The organism is Pseudomonas sp. S2_B10 (assembly GCF_054668425.1).
Genome location: NZ_CP162768.1, coordinates 5221862 through 5238845, shown reverse-complemented (window position 1 = coordinate 5238845; position 16984 = coordinate 5221862). Strand labels below are relative to the sequence as shown.

Sequence of the window (16984 nt, the reverse complement as noted above, 5' to 3'; positions counted from 1 at the left end):
TTACACGGGCACCTTGCACACTTTTAGTGCTCAGAAAACCTGTACAAAATTTAGCTAGACATGTAGCACCCATTACATAAATACTCGTTTAACGGAATGTGAAACAAATTCGACACCCCATCCAGCAGGAGCCCGGATGCCCCCTCTCAGAGACCTGATCACCGATCCCGGCCTGGACCTGACGCCGTCGGAGCGCAAAGTCGTTCGCGCCCTGCTTGATCAGTATCCGCGCAACGGTCTCGGGCCTATGGCGCGACTGGCCGAACATGCCGGTGTCAGCGATCCGACCATCGTGCGTCTGGTGAAAAAGCTCGGTTTCGGCGGTTATGCCGAATTCCAGGAAGCCCTGCTCAGCGACATGGACCATCGCCTGCGTTCACCGCGCACACTGTTGCAGCCGCGCTCGCAGCAGAACAAGGACGATGCCTGGGCGCATTACCTGGCCGACAGCCAGCGTTTACTGGTCGACACCCAAGCCCTGACCCAGCCTGAAGACGTGCGCATCCTCGTGGAATGGCTGCTCGACAGCCGCCATCAGGTCTACTGTTTCGGTGGCCGCTTCAGCATTCTGCTGGCCAATTACCTGCTCAACCATTTGCGTCTGCTGCGTCCCGGCTGTTTCGCCCTGGAAGATAACGCGCTGCTGCCTGACCGCTTGTTCGACCTGCAACGTCAGGACGTGGTGCTGGTGTTCGACTACCGGCGCTACCAGACCCAAGCTTTGCGCGTTGCGCAGGCGGCGAAAAACAACAACGCGCGAGTGGTGTTGTTCACCGATGTCTACGCCTCGCCGCTGCGCGAATTGGCCGACCTGATCATCAGCGCGCCGGTGGAATCGGCGTCGCCGTTCGACACCATGGTGCCGGCGCTGGCGCAGGTCGAGGCGTTGATTGCCTGCCTGACCTTGCGCGTGCCGGACCCGGCCGATCGCCTGGAAGGCATCGATGCCCTGCGCAACGATTTTGCGACTCACCTGCTGGAGGACAAATAAGGATGTTCAGCCTTCCCCACCGCTCGCCACGGGACCTGCCGTTTGCGACCGACCACACCGCTTTGTTGCTGGTGGACATGCAGCGCGCCTGGCTCGAACCGCAATTCGACCCGCACCTGAGCGGCGCGGATGCCGAGTATTTTCTCCAGCGCACGCGCAGCCAGGTGGTGCCCAACCAACAGCGCCTGCTTGGCGCCTTTCGTCAGGCGCAGCAGAACGTGCTGCACACGATTATCGAAAGCCTGACCGCCGACGGTCGCGACCGCTCGCTGGATCACAAACTGTCTGACATGCACTTGCCCAAGGGCAGCGTGCAGGCTCAGGTCATCGCTGAACTGACCCCGACCGAAAACGAAATCGTGCTGCCGAAGACCTCCTCCGGGGTGTTCAACTCGACCAACATCGATTACGTGCTGCGCAATCTGCAAACCCGGCATCTGATCATCGCCGGCATCGTCACCGACCAATGTGTGGACATGGCCGTGCGCGACGCCGCCGACCGTGGTTATCTGGTGACGCTGGTAGAAGACGCCTGCGCCACTTACAGCGCCGAACGCCATCACGCCTGCCTCAACGCGATCAAGGGTTACTGCTGGATCACCGACACCGACACCGTGCTCGGTCGTCTGCGGGAGATGCAGCCATGAGCCCGCGCCTGACCCCGTTGCCGATGACCACACTGGTCACCACCGACCTGATCGGCATCACCCGGGGCCGCTCGTTTCCTAGCGATGAGCTGGAGCATTACCAGGCGGCGGGTTGCGGCTGGGTCCCCGCCAACAGCGCGTTGACGCCGCAGGACATCATCGCCTCGAGCAGTCCGTGGGGCGCGTACGGCGATCTGCGGCTGATTCCGGATCTGAGCAGCCGCGTCACTGTCGGCAGCGGCCCGGACGCCAATGCACCGGTGCTGGATTTCATCCACGCCGATATTCGCGAGACCGACGGCCAGGCCTGGGGCGCCTGCCCACGCACATTGCTGCGCGATGAAATCGAGCGCTATCACGATGAGCTGGGGTTGCAGGTCAACGCCGCCTTCGAACATGAATTCAACCTGCACGCAGGCATTGCCGAACACGCGGCGTTCTCTCTCGAAGCGCAGCGCCAGGGCGCCGAATTCGGCGGCTGGCTGCTCAGTGCCCTGCGCGCCGGCGGCGTCGAGCCGGAAATGTTTCTGCCGGAATACGGCAAGCACCAATACGAAATCACCTGCCGCCCGACTCTCGGCGTAGCGGCGGCGGATCGTGCGGTCAACGTGCGCGAAATCACCCGGGAAATCGCCCGGCAAATGGGCCTCGACCTGAGTTTTGCGCCGAAGACTGCCGCCGAAGCGGTGTGCAACGGTGTGCACCTGCACGTCAGCCTGCTCGACCTGGCCGGCCAGCCGATGTTGTACGACGCCGGCACCAGCAACGGCCTGTCGAGCATCGGTCAGCATTGGGCTGCCGGAGTCCTGCATTTTCTACCGGCGCTGTGCGCGTTCACCGCGCCGACGCCGCTGTCCTACCAGCGTTTGCAGCCGCACCACTGGAGCGCCTCCTATGCGTGTCTGGGGCAGCAGAACCGTGAAGCGGCGCTGCGCATCTGCCCGACTGTGACCCTGGGCGGCAAGTCCGCCGCGCAGCAGTTCAACCTGGAATTCCGCGCCATGGACGCCACCGCCTCGCCGCATCTGGCCATGGCCGCGCTGCTGATTGCCGGGCGGCTGGGCATCGAACAGCGTCTGGCGCTGAGCGCGATCACCGATGAAATTCCCGATTCACTCAACGACGAGCAACGCAAGGCCCGGGGCATCGTCGCCCTGCCCGCCTCGCTGGCTCAGGCGCTGGATTGCCTGCGTGACAGTGCAGCCTTCAATGAATGGCTGCCCAAGCCGTTGCTCGACACGTATTACGCCCTGAAAACCGAGGAACTGGCGCTGACGGAACAGCTCTCGCCCGCTGACCTGTGTGAGCACTATGCACGCCTGTACTGAATCCGCCGAGCTGGGGTTATACACCCGCCCGGTCTACACCCTGAGCCGCGAGGACTCGACGAATCCGTTGATCCTCGTGTGCGAACACGCCAGTCGATACATCCCCGACGCCCTGAACAATCTGGGCCTGGACGAGGCGGCCGCACGCGAACATATCGCCTGGGACATCGGCGCGCTGCAACTGGCCGAACAGTTGTCGGAACAACTCGGCGCCACGTTGCTCAGCGCCAATTACTCACGGCTGCTGATCGACCTCAACCGCCCGCGCCATGCGCCGGACAGCATTCCGTTGCAGAGCGAGATCTATCCGATACCTGGCAATCGCGAACTCGACGAAGCAACCCGCGAGTACCGCCGGCAAACGCTGTTCAAGCCGTTTCATGCGCGCTTGCAGACGCTGATCGATGAACGCATTGCAAAAGGCCGGCCGGTGCGTGTAGTCGGTATTCACAGTTTCACCCCGGTGTATTACGGCCAGCCGCGACCACTGGAAGTCGGCGTGTTGTTCGGCCAGGCCCGGGACTATGCCCTGCGTTTGCTCGACGGGCTGCAAGTGCATCCGCTGAAGGTGGCGGGCAACCAGCCGTACAGAATTGATCCCTTGGGCGACATGACCGTGCCGGTGCACGGCGATGCCCGGGGCCTTGAGGCGGTGCTGATCGAGGTGCGCAATGATCTGCTGCGCAGCCCCGAAGCGGTCTCGCGCTGGGCAGGTTACCTCGCACCTTTGCTGTAAACGATGGACCGATAAAACATAAACCGACCGATGGCTGACAAGGAGTTGCGCTTCATGGAAATTGAAGAATTCGGCTACAAGCAAGAGTTGAAACGTAGCCTGACGCTGACCGATCTGGTGGTGTACGGGATGATCTTCATGATCCCCATCGCCCCGTTCGGTGTGTATGGCTACGTCAACGCCGAAGCACCGGGGATGGTGCCGCTGGCGTACATCATCGGCATGGTGGCGATGCTGTTCACCGCCCTGAGTTACGGCAGCATGGCCAAGGCCTTTCCGGTTGCCGGCTCCGTATATTCCTACGCCCAGCGCGGCCTTAATCAACACGTCGGCTTCATCGCTGGCTGGCTGATGCTGCTCGATTACCTGCTGATTCCGCCGCTGCTGTACCTGTATTCGGCGATGGCGCTCAACCATTTGTACCCGGACATCCCCAAGGTCGGCTTCATTCTGGCGTTTCTGGTCAGCGCAACATTCGTCAACCTGCGCGGCATCACCTTCACCGCGCGGATGAACATGCTGTTCCTGCTGGCACAACTGGTGGTGCTGGGCATCTTCCTGTTCTACGCCTGGAACGCCCTGCACAACGGTGGCGGTAACGGTGAGCTGACGCTGGCGCCGCTGTATCACCCGGAAACCTTCAACTTCGCCCTGCTGATGCAAGCGGTGTCGATCGCCGTGCTGTCGTTCCTCGGCTTCGACGCGATCTCCACCCTCGCCGAAGAAATCAAGGAAGATCCGGGCCGCAGCGTCGGCAAGGCAGCGCTGATCACCCTGGCGGTGATGGGCACGATTTTCGTCGTACAGACGTGGATTGCCACCGATCTGGCGGCGGGCATGGGCTTCAAATCCGCCGACACCGCGTTCTATGAAATCGCTGAAATCGCCGCTGGCAGCTGGCTGGCGACTCTGACCGCCGTCGCCACGGCGCTGGCCTGGGGCGTGGCCGTGGCAATCACCTCGCAGGCCGCCGTCTCGCGTCTGCTGTTCGGCATGGCCCGCGACGGCAAGCTGCCGAAGGTGCTGGCCAAGGTCCACCCGAAACACAACACGCCGTACCTGAGCATTTATCTGGTGGCCGTGTTGTCGCTGCTGATCTGCTACCTGTTCATCGACGCGGTCGACATCCTCACCTCGCTGATCAACTTCGGCGCCCTCAGCGGTTTCATGCTGCTGCACCTGACGGTGATCAACCACTACTGGCGTCGGCAGAAGTCGGGGCAGTTTGTGCGCCATCTGCTCTGCCCGGTGATCGGCTTCATCATCGTCGCCGCCATCATGTACAACATGGGCGTCGATGCGCAGAAACTCGGCCTGATCTGGATTGCCCTTGGCCTTGTGTACCTGTTCTTTCTCAACAAGCTCGGCGCCAGTACAGCGCTGCCCGATCCGAGCAAAGGCTGACAAGAAAAAGAGCGGCGTCTGACAACAAATCAGGCGACCGCCGATTCAACGCGTGGAAACCGACAGTGATAGTCAGGTTCGGCGAATGGGCCGAATCTTTTGATACAGGAGTACATCCATGCTGGTCTTACGCCCAGTCGAGCAGAATGATCTGCCCCAGCTACAGCGCCTGGCCCGCGAGAGCCTGATCGGCGTGACTTCGCTGCCGGATGACAGCGAACACCTGCGCGAAAAAATCGCCGCGTCGTGCGCGTCTCTCGACAGCGCCGCCACAGCCCAGGGGCCGGAAAACTATTTCTTTGTACTGGAAGATCTCGAACGCCAGCAATTGGTCGGCTGCTCGGAAATCCTTGCCACCGCCGGCTTCAAGGAGCCGTTCTACAGCCTGCGCAACCGCCATTTCACCAGCACTTCGCGGGAGTTGAACATCGAGCACGGCGTGCCGGCGTTGTCACTGTGCCATGACCTCAGCGGGCATACCTTGCTGCGCGGTTTCCACATTGACGCCGCGCTGGTGCGTACGCCGTTTTCCGAACTGTTGTCGCGAGCGCGCCTGCTGTTCATTGCTGCGCATGCACAGCGGTTCTCCGAAGCGGTGATCACCGAAATCGTCGGCTACAGCGACGAGCAGGGTCACTCGCCGTTCTGGGATGCGCTGGGCAAGCACTTTTTCGACCTGCCGTACGCGGAAGCCGAGCGCCTGTGTGGGTTGCAGAGCCGCACGTTTCTCGCCGAACTGATGCCGCAATACCCGATCTACGTGCCGATGCTGCCGCAAGCGGCGCAGGATTGCATCGGCCGCGTGCACCCGGACGGCCAGGAAGCGTTCGACATCCTCGCGCGGGAAGGCTTCGAAACCAACAGCTACATCGACCTGTTCGACGCCGGCCCGACCCTGTATGCGCGTACCGCAAACATTCGCTCGATCGCTGGCAGCCAGACCGCCATTGTCCGCCAACAAGTATCGACCGACGCCCGTGGCCGTTACCTGCTCAGCAACGACGCCCTGCATGACTACCGCGCGATTGTCACCGAACTCGACTATCACCCTGATCAACCGCTGCCCCTGACGCCCGCCATCTGCGCGGCACTGAAAGTCAGCGAAGGCAGCTCGATACGGCTGGTCGCTCTGTGAGCCGCGTTAGCCATCCGCGCCTGAATCGGTACGCCAAAGGAGTTGGAGCATGATTGTCCGTCCGGTAAAAGTCAGCGACCTGCCAGCCTTGATGACCCTCGTCGAACAGGCTGGACCAGGTTTCACCACCCTTCCGGCCAACGAGGACCGACTTGCGCACCGGGTGCGCTGGGCGCAACGGGCGTTCGCCGAACAGGTGGAGCGCGCCGATGCCGATTACCTGTTTGTCCTCGAGGATGATGAGCAGCGCGTGGTCGGTGTCAGCGCGATGGCCGGCGCCGTTGGCTTGCGCGAGCCCTGGTACAACTACCGGCTCGGGGTGACCGTCAGTTCGGCGCCGGACCTGGGCATTCAGCGGCAGATCCCGACGCTGTTCCTCAACAACGAACTGACCGGGCAATCGGAGCTGTGCTCGCTGTTCCTGCGCCATGACCAGCGCAACGGCAGCAATGGCCGCCTGTTGTCGCTGGGTCGTCTGCTGTTCGTCGCCGAATTTCCGCATCTGTTTGGCGAGAAGATGATCGCCGAACTGCGAGGCAGTGCCGATGAAAACGGTTGCTCGCCATTTTGGGACAGCCTCGGCCGGCACTTCTTCCAGATGGATTTCACCCACGCCGATCACTTGTCCGGCCTGGGCAACAAAGCCTTTATCGCCGAACTGATGCCGCGCCAGCCACTGTATACCTGCCTGCTCACCGAACAGGCGCAGGCGGCAATAGGCCAGACTCACCCGAACACCCAGCCGGCGTTGAAGATTCTTCAGGCCGAGGGCTTCACGCACAAAGGCTATATCGACATTTTCGACGGTGGCCCGGTCATCGAAGCGCCGATCCGCAGCATCCGCACGGTGCGCGACAGCCTCGAACTGACCCTGAGCCTCGGCACCCCGGACGAGCAGGCGCCGCTATGGCTGATTCACAACCGCCGGCTGGAAAACTGCCGTATCACCGTGGCCCCCGGTCGACTGGTGGGCAACAGCCTGGTTGTCGATCGTCTCACCGCCAAACGCCTGCAACTTCAGCCGGGCAATTCAGTGCGCGCAGTGCTCCTGCCCCATCAACAGCAACATGCCGTGGCGGCCTGATATTTCCAGCACGGGAGATTAAACCTTTCAGCCGCCAGTCCTGCCGCGCAAATTCGTCATGATTCTTGACCCATTCGCGTGATAGCCTTTTCACTCTTCGGCGTTGACACCTTTGCTCAAGCCCTTCCATTCCTTATGTATTGGTGGAACTCGTATGACCAGGCTTTCCCATCAAGATTTGCGCCGTAACTTCCGTCAGCTGCTGGCCTCCGACACCTGCTACCACACGGCTTCGGTGTTCGACCCGATGTCCGCCCGCATCGCCGCTGACCTGGGTTTTGAAGTGGGTATCCTCGGCGGTTCCGTGGCCTCCCTGCAGGTGCTTGGCGCGCCGGACTTCGCCCTGATCACCCTCAGCGAATTCGCCGAACAGGCCACGCGCATTGGCCGCGTCGCCCAATTGCCAGTGATCGCCGACGCCGACCACGGCTACGGTAACGCTCTTAACGTGATGCGCACCATCGTCGAACTGGAACGCGCTGGCGTCGCTGCACTGACCATCGAAGATACCTTGCTGCCCGCGCAATTCGGGCGCAAATCCACCGACCTGATCACCGTGGCCGAAGGCGTCGGCAAGATCCGCGCGGCGCTGGAAGCCCGGGTCGACACCGAGATGGCCATCATCGCCCGCACCAACGCCGGCATTCTGCCGAATCAGGAAATCATCAGCCGCACCCGCCAATATCAGGCGGCGGGCGCTGACGGTATCTGCATGGTCGGCGTGCAGGACTTCGATCAACTGGAACAAATCGCCGAGCACCTCACAGTGCCGCTAATGCTGGTCACCTACGGCAACCCGGCCCTGCGCGACGACAAACGCCTGGCCGAACTGGGCGTGCGCGTGACCATCGACGGCCATGGCGCCTACTTCGCCGCGATCAAAGCAACCTACGACAGCCTGCGCGAACAGCGGCAGATCTTCACCCAGGCCGCCGACCTGAGCGCGACCGAGTTGACCCACACCTATACCCAGCCGGAGGAATACATTCTCTGGGCCAAGGAGTACATGAGCGTCAAGGAGTGATGCACACGCTGCACCGGCCCCTTCGCGAGCAGGCTCGCTCCCACAGTTGAAATGCGGTCCCCTGTGGGAGCAAGCCTGCTCGCGAAAGCGTCTATTGCGGCACCGCTAAACCGGCGTCTTATACCCCTCCTCCCGCTGCGCCGCCCGCGCCTGAATCACATTCAAAATCGCACAGCCCTCGCGCATCAGCAGATGAACCGCGCTGGTCACCCGCGTCAGATCACAATCGGAGATGCCCTTGAGGTTGAGGCTGGCGAAAGTGTCGGCCAGATCGCGCACGACCAAAAACCGGTGCATCGCACAGGCGGCCATGTCGCTGAGTTCAGTGTGGGTATTGATGAAGAGCACCGGCGATTCGGCGTCGTAGGTGTCGATGGGGAGATAGCGCGGCATTACTTGGTCGGTCATAGAGTTCACTCCAGAAAGGTCAGGTTCTGTATTCGACCGGCCAAGATCGTCGCAGGGTTATCTGCGAACCGAGACTATAAGAGCCGCGCCCGACGGCCGCAACGAGAGCTTCTGTCGGACTTTTCGGTATTTTTTGTGCGCCGTCCTCGACTGCCACTTTTCCCACAAAAGCCCCTCACCCTAGCCCTCTCCCAGAGGGAGAGGGGACTGATTGGGGGATGCTCTGGATCTACGCCGACGTGAGAGATCGCGTTGAATGCGAATTTGAATTCAACTTGATCTGGCGGTTGCCACATGGACCACAAACAACGCGGTCAGTCCCCTCTCCCCTCCGGGAGAGGGTTAGGGTGAGGGGCCGATTTCTCTGGCACCCCGCCCGGCCTCGTCACACCGCAAACCCCATCACCGCGGCTTGGCCAACTCCATGATCATCCGTGACAACAAATAAATCCGCGGCGCCACGCTCGCCACCTCGGCATATTCCTCAGGCGTGTGAATATTGCCGCCGACAATGCCGAAGCCATCCAGCGTCGGCGTCCCTACGCCTGCGGACAGACTGGCATCCGCCGCGCCACCACTGCCCTCCTCGGTCAGCTTGCGGCCAATCTCGCCGTAAATTCCCTGGGCCATGGCCATCAGGCGATCCGACTCGGCCGTTTGTGGCATCGGCGGCAAACCGCGCTGCAAGGACGTTTTCACTTCGGTATCGGCAATCAACTTGTCCTGCGAGACCCGCGCCAGATCCTTCTCGATGCGATCAAATTCCTCCGGCACTGCCGCGCGCACATCCGCCTTGGCCGTGGCCTGATCAGGAATCACGTTGGTGCGATCGCCGGCCTTGAGCACGGTGAAGTTGATGGTGGTCTTCTTCGCCTCGTCACCGAGCTTGCCCAGTTGCAGAATCTGATGCGCCGCTTCCATCGCCGCGTTCCGGCCCAACTCTGGCGCGACGCCGGCGTGGGCGGCCTTGCCTTTGACTTCGACCAGCGCCGTCGCACTGCCCTTGCGCCACACCACCAGGCCATCGGCCGGGCGCCCCGGTTCGAGGTTGAGGGTGACGTCGTGCTGTTTGGCGGTTTTCTTGATCAGGTCGGTGGCGACGTCCGAGCCGGTTTCTTCGCTGGCATCCAGCAGGAAGGTGATCTGCGCGTAATCCTTGAAGTCGAGGTTCTTCAGCACTTTCAATGCGTAGATGCCGGCGACGATGCCGCCCTTGTCGTCCATCACACCCGGCCCGTAGGCGCGGCCGTCCTTGATGTGGAAAGGCCGCTCGGCGGCGGAGCCTTCCTTGAACACCGTGTCCATGTGCGCCATCAGGAGGATCTTCGCTTTGCCCGTGCCTTTGAGCGTGGCCAGCACGTGGTTGGATTTTTCCGGGGTGTTGGGCACCAGTTCGATGGTGGCGCCGAGTTTTTTCAGTTCATCGATGGCAATGTCGCTGACCTGTTTCAGGCCCGGCTCATAACCTGAGCCGGAGTCGATATTGACCAGTCGCTCCAACATTTTCAGGGCTTCGGGCTGATACTGCTCGGCATCGGCGAGCACTTGTTTGTGCGGTTCGGCGCAAGCGCTTACGGCCGAGAACGCCAGGGACAGACCGAGACTGGCGGCCAGCAGAGAGCGGGGAAATGAGAACGTCATGAAGCAGTCCTTGTTTCGTGTCGGGGGACTTCAACCGTAACCGACATCGGCGCAAGGCTCTATAGCGAATGCGACACTGATCTAACCGACAACACATACCCCGGTGGGAGCGAGCCTGCTCGCGAAGGCGTCGTGGCAAACGATATTGATACCGCCTGACCCAGCGCTTTCGCGAGCAGGCTCGCTCCCACAGGTATCAGCTCGCCCGTCAGACCGAATCCAGCAGCGCCTGCCTCGGCTTGTTGTCGCTGTTGCAGATCACCCGATTGCGCCCACTGGCCTTGGCTTCGTACAACGCCTGATCGGCCTCATCCAGCCAACGCGTGGCGTCGGCATGGCTCGGGTCGTACGCGGCCAGGCCAATGCTCAGACTGACCTTCAACGCGGGGTTCTGCTCGTAGCCCATCACCGCAAAACGCTCGCGCAAGGCTTCCATGGCCTGAGCCGCGTTGAACAGTGGCAGCTCCGGCAAAATCACGCAGAACTCGTCCCCGCCATAGCGCCCCGCCACATCCGTGGCGCGCAGATTCTGTTTGAGCAGTTTGCTCAACTGGCGCAGGACGATATCGCCAGCGACATGCCCATAGGTGTCATTGATCGCTTTGAAGTGGTCGATGTCGATCAGCGCAATCGCCGCGCCCTGCTGCTGGCGTTTGCAGCGCTGGAACGCGAGGTTCAGCTGATCCTTCCACGCGCCATGATTGAGCAGGCCGGTCAGGCTATCGGTGCGACTCAACGCCAATAGCTCGCGCTTGTGCCGACCGAGAGTCGAGGCCTGGCGAAAGCAGATCCAGCCCAGCGCCAGCGGATACAGCAACAGCAACGGCAAACAGGCGTACAGCTGCAGCGGCGATGTCGGTGGAATGAACGCCGGAGCAAACACCACCAGCCCCACGCCCATACCGAATAGCTGTGCCGCCGTGCCCGCCAGCAAAAAACGCCCGCCACCGATGGCGACGTTGTTCATCGCCATCATCGAAATCGTGGTAGCGCTGGGCAAGGGATTGAACTGCATGGCGGCGACCCAGAAGCCGCCCATGAATGCATCGATCAGCAAATTGCGGTGTTCGGCGCGAAACGGCACGCTCGAGCTTCGCGCCCATAGAAAGGCCAGATGCGGCCAGACCAGGCCGTTGAACAGCATCAGGCCCCACACCCACAGCGGCGGATCGAGCGCGTGCATCGCCACGCTGACACACATCAGCCCGAGCAGCAGCCCGAACACCCGCGACCTGTACAGCCTCCTGGCCAGTGAAAGTCCCTTTCCTCGCGTATTTCCCATAAGGGCCTCGACCGCGCGATGCATGGTTACATCCCGACAAGGATGTGTCCGGAGTCTATCAGGGCGCCGTTAAATAGCCATCACCGGCCAGCGGCCTGAATAGAGCGCTATCAGCGCCGCACGCGCGGCCCAGAGTTGGCTATAAATGAAAGAGGGGAAATGGAAAAACAACTATAAAAAGGGGGCACATGCATACCTACGCTGTGTTGATCATCGGCAGCGGTTTCGGCGGCCAGTGCGCGGCGGTCAACCTGCTCAAGGCCGGAATCGACGACTTTCGCATTCTCGAGCGACGCGATTTTTTCGGCGGCACCTGGTGCCAGAACACCTACCCCGGCGCAGCGGTGGACGTGCCGTCGCCGCTGTATTCGCTGTCATTCGCGCCCTACCGCTGGTCGCAGATGTTCGCCGAACAGGCGGAACTGCGTCGCTACACCGAACAGCTGATCGAGCAGTTCGGTTTGCGCGACCGCGTGGAGCTGGGGGCCGATGTCGAGCGGGTCGAATGGGACGAAGCGGAAAAGCGTTGGTTGGTGCACACCCGCGCCAGAGGTACTTTCCGAACCCAATTCCTGATCAACGCTTCCGGGCCGTTGAGTCAGCCGGTCATCCCCAACTTTCCTGGGATGGATCGCTTTCAAGGCAAGACTTTTCACACAAACAATTGGGATCACAGCTACGACTATCGCGGTAAACGCGTGGCGATCGTCGGCAGTGGTGCCAGCGCCGCGCAGGTGATCCCGGCGATTGCGCCACAAGTCGAACACCTGCATGTATTCCAGCGCACGCCGCATTGGGTGCTGCCGCGTGCCGATCGCAAATTCGGCCGTTTCCAACGCTGGCTGCTCGGTCTGAAGCCGGCGTACAAGCTGCTGCGCTGGCTGATCTACTGGCAATTCGAAACCCGGGTGATCGCCTTCAAATACTCGAGACCGGCGATTCATCTGGTCCAACAACATGCGCTGCGTTTTCTCAAGCGCCAGGTTCCGGACCCGCTGCTGCGGCAAAAACTCACTCCGGACTTCACCATCGGCTGCAAACGCGTTTTGGTGTCCAGCACGTACTACCCGGCGCTGAGCCGCGCCAACGTCACGTTGCACAGTCGCGAGCACGGCATCGCTTCGATCGACGAAAGCGGGATCAACACCGTGGACGGTGAGCATCTCGATGTTGATCTGATCGTCTGGTCCACCGGTTACGACGCCACCGACGGGGTGATTTCCTACCCGGTCAGCGGCAAAAACGCGGTGCAACTCAGAGATGTCTGGGCCGAATACCCGCGCGCGTACCTCGGCACCAGCCTGCCGGATTTCCCCAACCTGTTTATCGTCACCGGGCCGAACACCGGCATTGGCCACACCTCGGCACTGTTCATCATCGAATCGCAGATGAACTACATCCTCGACTGCATCCGCACCGTACGGGCCAAAGGCCTGCACAGCATCGAAGTGCGCCGTGACGCAGAACGTACCTACACTGCAATGATCCACCGGGAAATGCAGCGCACGGTGTGGAAGTCCGGTGGTTGCCACAGTTGGTACCAGAGCAAGAGCGGTCATGTGATCGCGATGTTTCCCGGCTTCAGTTTCAGCTATCACCTGCTGACCCGGGCGCTGAAACCGGCCGACCATATTTTGTCCTGAACACGTAAAAGGAAGACGTCGATGCTTTTGCTGTTTGTCGCACTCGCGGTTTTCGTGGCCTGGAGCTGGTTGAGTTACCCGGCGGTCGGCCATTGGCTGTACGACCTGGCCATGGCCAGCGAGGCCAGGTTGTACAAATTGCACAAGATCGAAGTGCCGATCGCCGAGATGACCGTGTCGACCTGGCAAGGCGGGCCGTACGAGGCGTCCAGCGCGATCCTGATGCTGCACGGCTTCAGCGCCGACAAAAACCTCTGGCTGCGCTGCGCCCGGCACTTCGTCCGTCAGTATCGGGTGATCATTCCGGATCTGGCCGGCCACGGTGAGACTGGCTTCAAGGCTGGCGGCGGTTACGACATTGCGGTTCAGGCCAAACGCATGATTCAGCTGCTCGATGTCTGCGGCGTAGAGAAAGTCCACGTCATCGGCAACTCCATGGGCGGCTACATTGCCGCGTGGCTGGCAGCGACCTATCCGGAGCGAATCGCCTCGCTGGCATTGATCGACCCGGCCGGCGTCACCGCACCGGAGCCGAGCGACATGGAGCGCCATCTGGCGCGCGGGCACAACCCGTTCCTGATCAACTCCCGCGAAGAATTCCAGCGCTTCTACGCGATGACCATGGAGTCGCCGCCGTGGGTGCCGAAGCTGGTGCTGGACGCCTTCGCCCAGCGCTACGAGCAACAACGTGACGAGCTCGAAGAAATCTTCCGCGACTTCCGCGCCAGCCCGCCGATGGAGCCGAAACTGGCCGAGATCCAATGCCCGGCGCTGTTGCTCTGGGGACGCAAGGATCGCCTGATCGACGTCAGCAGCGTGCCGGTGTGGAGCAAAGGCATCGCCAATCTCGAAGTGGATGTGTGGGATCACGTCGGGCACATGCCGATGGTCGAACAGCCGGGAAATACCGCGCGGCTGTACGGGGAGTTTCTGGAACGACAGCGATGAACATGGATATTCGCAATGCCCCAGGTGGCGCAACTGATCGTTCCCATGCTCTGCGTGGGAATGCCTCAGGGGACGCTCTGCGTCCAGTGACGCGGAGCGTCACGGGCTACATTCCCACGCAGAGCGTGGGAACGATCAGCGGAGACAGAAGGTTGGCGTTCCCATGAACATTCTTTACGACGAACGCCTCGACGGTCCGTTGCCCGAGGTGAACAAGGGCGAATTGCTCAAGGCTCTGCAACAAGCCCTGCCGGACCTGGACATCCTCTGGCGCGAAGATGAACTCAAACCCTACGAATGCGACGGTCTCTCCGCCTACCGCACCACGCCGATGCTGGTCGCCCTGCCCCGGCGCCTGGAGCAAGTGCAAACCCTGCTGAAACTCTGCCATCAGAACAACGTGCCCGTGGTCGCGCGGGGTGCCGGCACTGGGTTGTCCGGCGGCGCCCTGCCACTGGAAAAGGGCCTGCTGCTGGTGATGGCGCGGTTCAACAACATCCTGCACATCGACCCCGCTGCACGTATCGCGCGGGTTCAGCCGGGTGTGCGCAACCTCGCCATATCTCAAGCGGCGGCGCCGTTCGGTTTGTATTACGCGCCGGATCCGTCATCGCAGATCGCCTGCTCGATCGGCGGCAACGTCGCGGAAAACGCTGGTGGCGTGCATTGCCTCAAGTACGGCCTGACCGTGCACAACGTGCTGAAAATCGAAGTACTGACCATCGAGGGCGAGCGCCTGACGCTGGGCTCCGAGGCGCTCGATTCAGCCGGTTTCGACCTGCTCGCCTTGTTCACCGGCTCCGAAGGCCTGCTGGGGATCATCACCGAAGTCACGGTGAAACTGCTGCCCAAACCGCAAGTCGCCAAGGTCCTGCTCGGCAGTTTCGATTCAGTCGAGAAGGCCGGCCGAGCGGTTGCCGAAATCATCGCTGCCGGGATCATTCCCGGAGGCCTGGAAATGATGGACAACCTGGCCATTCGCGCCGCCGAAGATTTTATCCACGCCGGTTACCCGGTCGACGCCGAGGCGATTCTGTTGTGCGAACTCGACGGCGTCGAAGCCGACGTGCACGACGATTGCCAGCGGGTGCGCGAAGTCATGACAGCAGCCGGCGCCACTGAAGTGCGCAAGGCCCAGGACGAGGCCGAGCGCGTGCGTTTCTGGGCCGGGCGCAAAAATGCGTTTCCGGCGATCGGCCGGTTGTCGCCGGATTATTACTGCATGGACGGCACCATCCCGCGGCGCGAATTGCCCGCTGTGCTGCAAGGTATCGCTAGCCTCGGCGAGGAATATGGCTTGCGCGTGGCCAACGTGTTCCATGCCGGCGACGGCAACATGCATCCGCTGATTCTGTTCGACGCCAACCAGCCAGGGGAGCTGAATCGGGCCGAGGCGTTGGGCGGCAAGATCCTCGAACTGTGCGTGAAAGTCGGCGGCAGCATCACCGGCGAGCACGGCGTCGGCCGCGAAAAAATCAATCAGATGTGCGCGCAGTTCAACAGCGACGAGTTACTGCTGTTTCATGCGGTGAAAGCCGCGTTCGATCCGCAAGGCCTGCTCAATCCCGGCAAGAACATTCCGACCCTGCACCGCTGCGCCGAATTCGGCGCGATGCACATTCACGCCGGGCAACTGCCCTTCCCCGAGCTGGAGCGATTCTGATGGCTGATTTCGATGCCGCCAACGCCCTGCTCGATCAGGTCAACGCCGCGCGGGCCAATGCCACGCCGCTGAAGATTCAGGGCGGCAACAGCAAGGCGTTTCTCGGTCGCGAGGTGGCCGGCGAAGTGCTCGACACCCGTGCTCATCGCGGCATCGTTCAATACGATCCGACCGAACTGGTGGTCACCGCACGTGCCGGCACGCCGTTGTCCGAGCTGCTTGCGGCGCTGGATGAGGCCGGGCAAATGTTGCCCTGCGAACCGCCGTCCTTCGCCGACAGCGCCACGGTCGGCGGCATGGTCGCCACGGGACTGTCCGGACCTCGCCGGCCGTGGTCCGGCTCGGTACGCGACTTCGTTCTCGGCACGCGGGTGATCACCGGCCTCGGTCAGCATCTGCGCTTCGGTGGCGAAGTGATGAAAAACGTCGCCGGTTATGACCTTTCGCGACTGATGGCCGGCAGTTTCGGTTGCCTCGGCGTGCTCACCGAAGTGTCGCTGAAAGTCCTGCCGAAACCGCGCCAGTGCCTGAGCATTCGCCTCGATATCGACTGCGCTCGGGCCTTGAGCAAACTTGCCGAATGGGGCCAGCAACCGCTGCCGATCAGTGCTGCGTGCCACGATGGCCGGAGCCTGTATCTGCGTCTGGAAGGCGGCGAAGGTTCGGTGACGGCGGCGCATCAACGCCTGGGTGGCGAGCCGCTGGACTCGGTTTTCTGGCGCGACCTCAACGAACAGCGCCTGAGTTTTTTCGACGAAGGTTTGCCGCTGTGGCGCCTGTCATTGCCGAACAATCTCGGCCCGCTCGAGCTGCCCGGCGAGCAACTGATCGACTGGGCCGGCGCGCAACGCTGGCTTAAATCCGAAAGCTCTGAGATTCACGCACTCGCCCATTCCTTGGGCGGCCATGCAACGTGCTTTACCCACGGTGCCACCGACTCGCCGTTTCAACCCTTGGCGCCAACCCTGCTGCGCTACCACCGGCAACTCAAGGCGCAACTCGACCCGCAAGGGCTGTTCAACCCCGGACGCATGTACGCGGAGGTCTAGC

Annotated in this window: 15 protein-coding genes; 12 read left to right on the top strand and 3 right to left on the bottom strand. The window is 61.8% G+C overall.

What is annotated here, in order from left to right; translation table 11 throughout:
- The first annotated feature begins 136 nt into the window (after nt 1-136).
- From AB4O45_RS23355 to AB4O45_RS23320, 8 genes are all read left to right on the top strand, one after another.
- Nucleotides 137-991 carry a MurR/RpiR family transcriptional regulator gene (locus AB4O45_RS23355; protein WP_095179557.1) on the top strand — a complete coding sequence of 285 codons (855 nt, stop codon included), beginning with the start codon at nt 137-139 and terminating at the stop codon, nt 989-991.
- A 2-nt stretch (nt 992-993) separates the two neighbouring features.
- A complete protein-coding gene (locus tag AB4O45_RS23350) occupies nt 994-1638 on the top strand; it encodes a cysteine hydrolase family protein (protein WP_252869191.1) in 645 nt (214 codons plus the stop codon).
- The gene (locus AB4O45_RS23345; RefSeq protein WP_460160613.1) at nt 1635-2966 is read left to right on the top strand and encodes a type I glutamate--ammonia ligase; all 1332 of its coding nucleotides are present in this window, start codon (nt 1635-1637) and stop codon (nt 2964-2966) included. Before AB4O45_RS23350 ends, AB4O45_RS23345 begins: the two co-directional genes overlap by 4 nt.
- Nucleotides 2950-3702 (top strand): N-formylglutamate amidohydrolase, encoded by a 753-nt coding sequence (locus AB4O45_RS23340; protein ID WP_252887676.1) that lies wholly within the window; start codon nt 2950-2952, stop codon nt 3700-3702. The genes AB4O45_RS23345 and AB4O45_RS23340 overlap by 17 nt, the downstream gene beginning before the upstream one ends.
- A gap of 54 nt (nt 3703-3756) precedes the next feature.
- The gene (locus AB4O45_RS23335) at nt 3757-5106 is read left to right on the top strand and encodes an APC family permease (RefSeq protein ID WP_076567476.1); all 1350 of its coding nucleotides are present in this window, start codon (nt 3757-3759) and stop codon (nt 5104-5106) included.
- A 118-nt stretch (nt 5107-5224) separates the two neighbouring features.
- On the top strand, nt 5225-6241 hold the full coding sequence (locus AB4O45_RS23330; RefSeq protein ID WP_460160612.1) for an arginine N-succinyltransferase: 1017 nt from the start codon (nt 5225-5227) through the stop codon (nt 6239-6241).
- 49 nt (nt 6242-6290) lie between these two features.
- The gene (gene astA / locus AB4O45_RS23325; RefSeq protein ID WP_041478621.1) at nt 6291-7325 is read left to right on the top strand and encodes an arginine N-succinyltransferase; all 1035 of its coding nucleotides are present in this window, start codon (nt 6291-6293) and stop codon (nt 7323-7325) included.
- A 154-nt stretch (nt 7326-7479) separates the two neighbouring features.
- Nucleotides 7480-8349 carry an isocitrate lyase/PEP mutase family protein gene (locus tag AB4O45_RS23320; RefSeq protein WP_024012471.1) on the top strand — a complete coding sequence of 290 codons (870 nt, stop codon included), beginning with the start codon at nt 7480-7482 and terminating at the stop codon, nt 8347-8349.
- A gap of 105 nt (nt 8350-8454) precedes the next feature.
- Here AB4O45_RS23320 and AB4O45_RS23315 read toward each other — a convergent pair whose 3' ends face one another.
- The 3 genes from AB4O45_RS23315 to AB4O45_RS23305 all read right to left on the bottom strand — a co-directional run bounded on the left by AB4O45_RS23315 (nt 8455) and on the right by AB4O45_RS23305 (nt 11680).
- Nucleotides 8455-8757 (bottom strand): hypothetical protein, encoded by a 303-nt coding sequence (locus AB4O45_RS23315; protein ID WP_056784599.1) that lies wholly within the window; start codon nt 8755-8757, stop codon nt 8455-8457.
- A gap of 402 nt (nt 8758-9159) precedes the next feature.
- A complete protein-coding gene (locus AB4O45_RS23310) occupies nt 9160-10398 on the bottom strand; it encodes a M20/M25/M40 family metallo-hydrolase (RefSeq protein WP_460160611.1) in 1239 nt (412 codons plus the stop codon).
- A 208-nt stretch (nt 10399-10606) separates the two neighbouring features.
- The gene (locus AB4O45_RS23305) at nt 10607-11680 is read right to left on the bottom strand and encodes a diguanylate cyclase (protein WP_150742763.1); all 1074 of its coding nucleotides are present in this window, start codon (nt 11678-11680) and stop codon (nt 10607-10609) included.
- A gap of 188 nt (nt 11681-11868) precedes the next feature.
- Here AB4O45_RS23305 and AB4O45_RS23300 point away from each other — a divergent pair, with 188 nt between their 5' ends.
- The 4 genes from AB4O45_RS23300 to glcE all read left to right on the top strand — a co-directional run bounded on the left by AB4O45_RS23300 (nt 11869) and on the right by glcE (nt 16983).
- Nucleotides 11869-13323 (top strand): flavin-containing monooxygenase, encoded by a 1455-nt coding sequence (locus AB4O45_RS23300; protein WP_460160610.1) that lies wholly within the window; start codon nt 11869-11871, stop codon nt 13321-13323.
- Between the two features lie 21 nt (nt 13324-13344).
- Nucleotides 13345-14271, top strand: a complete 927-nt coding sequence (locus AB4O45_RS23295) for an alpha/beta fold hydrolase (protein ID WP_460160609.1) — start codon at nt 13345-13347, stop codon at nt 14269-14271.
- A gap of 163 nt (nt 14272-14434) precedes the next feature.
- Nucleotides 14435-15934 carry a glycolate oxidase subunit GlcD gene (gene glcD, locus AB4O45_RS23290; RefSeq protein ID WP_460160608.1) on the top strand — a complete coding sequence of 500 codons (1500 nt, stop codon included), beginning with the start codon at nt 14435-14437 and terminating at the stop codon, nt 15932-15934.
- Complete coding sequence (glcE, locus tag AB4O45_RS23285) at nt 15934-16983, top strand: glycolate oxidase subunit GlcE (protein ID WP_423523343.1); 1050 nt, start codon at nt 15934-15936, stop codon at nt 16981-16983. Before glcD ends, glcE begins: the two co-directional genes overlap by 1 nt.
- The last annotated feature ends 1 nt before the right edge of the window (nt 16984 follow it).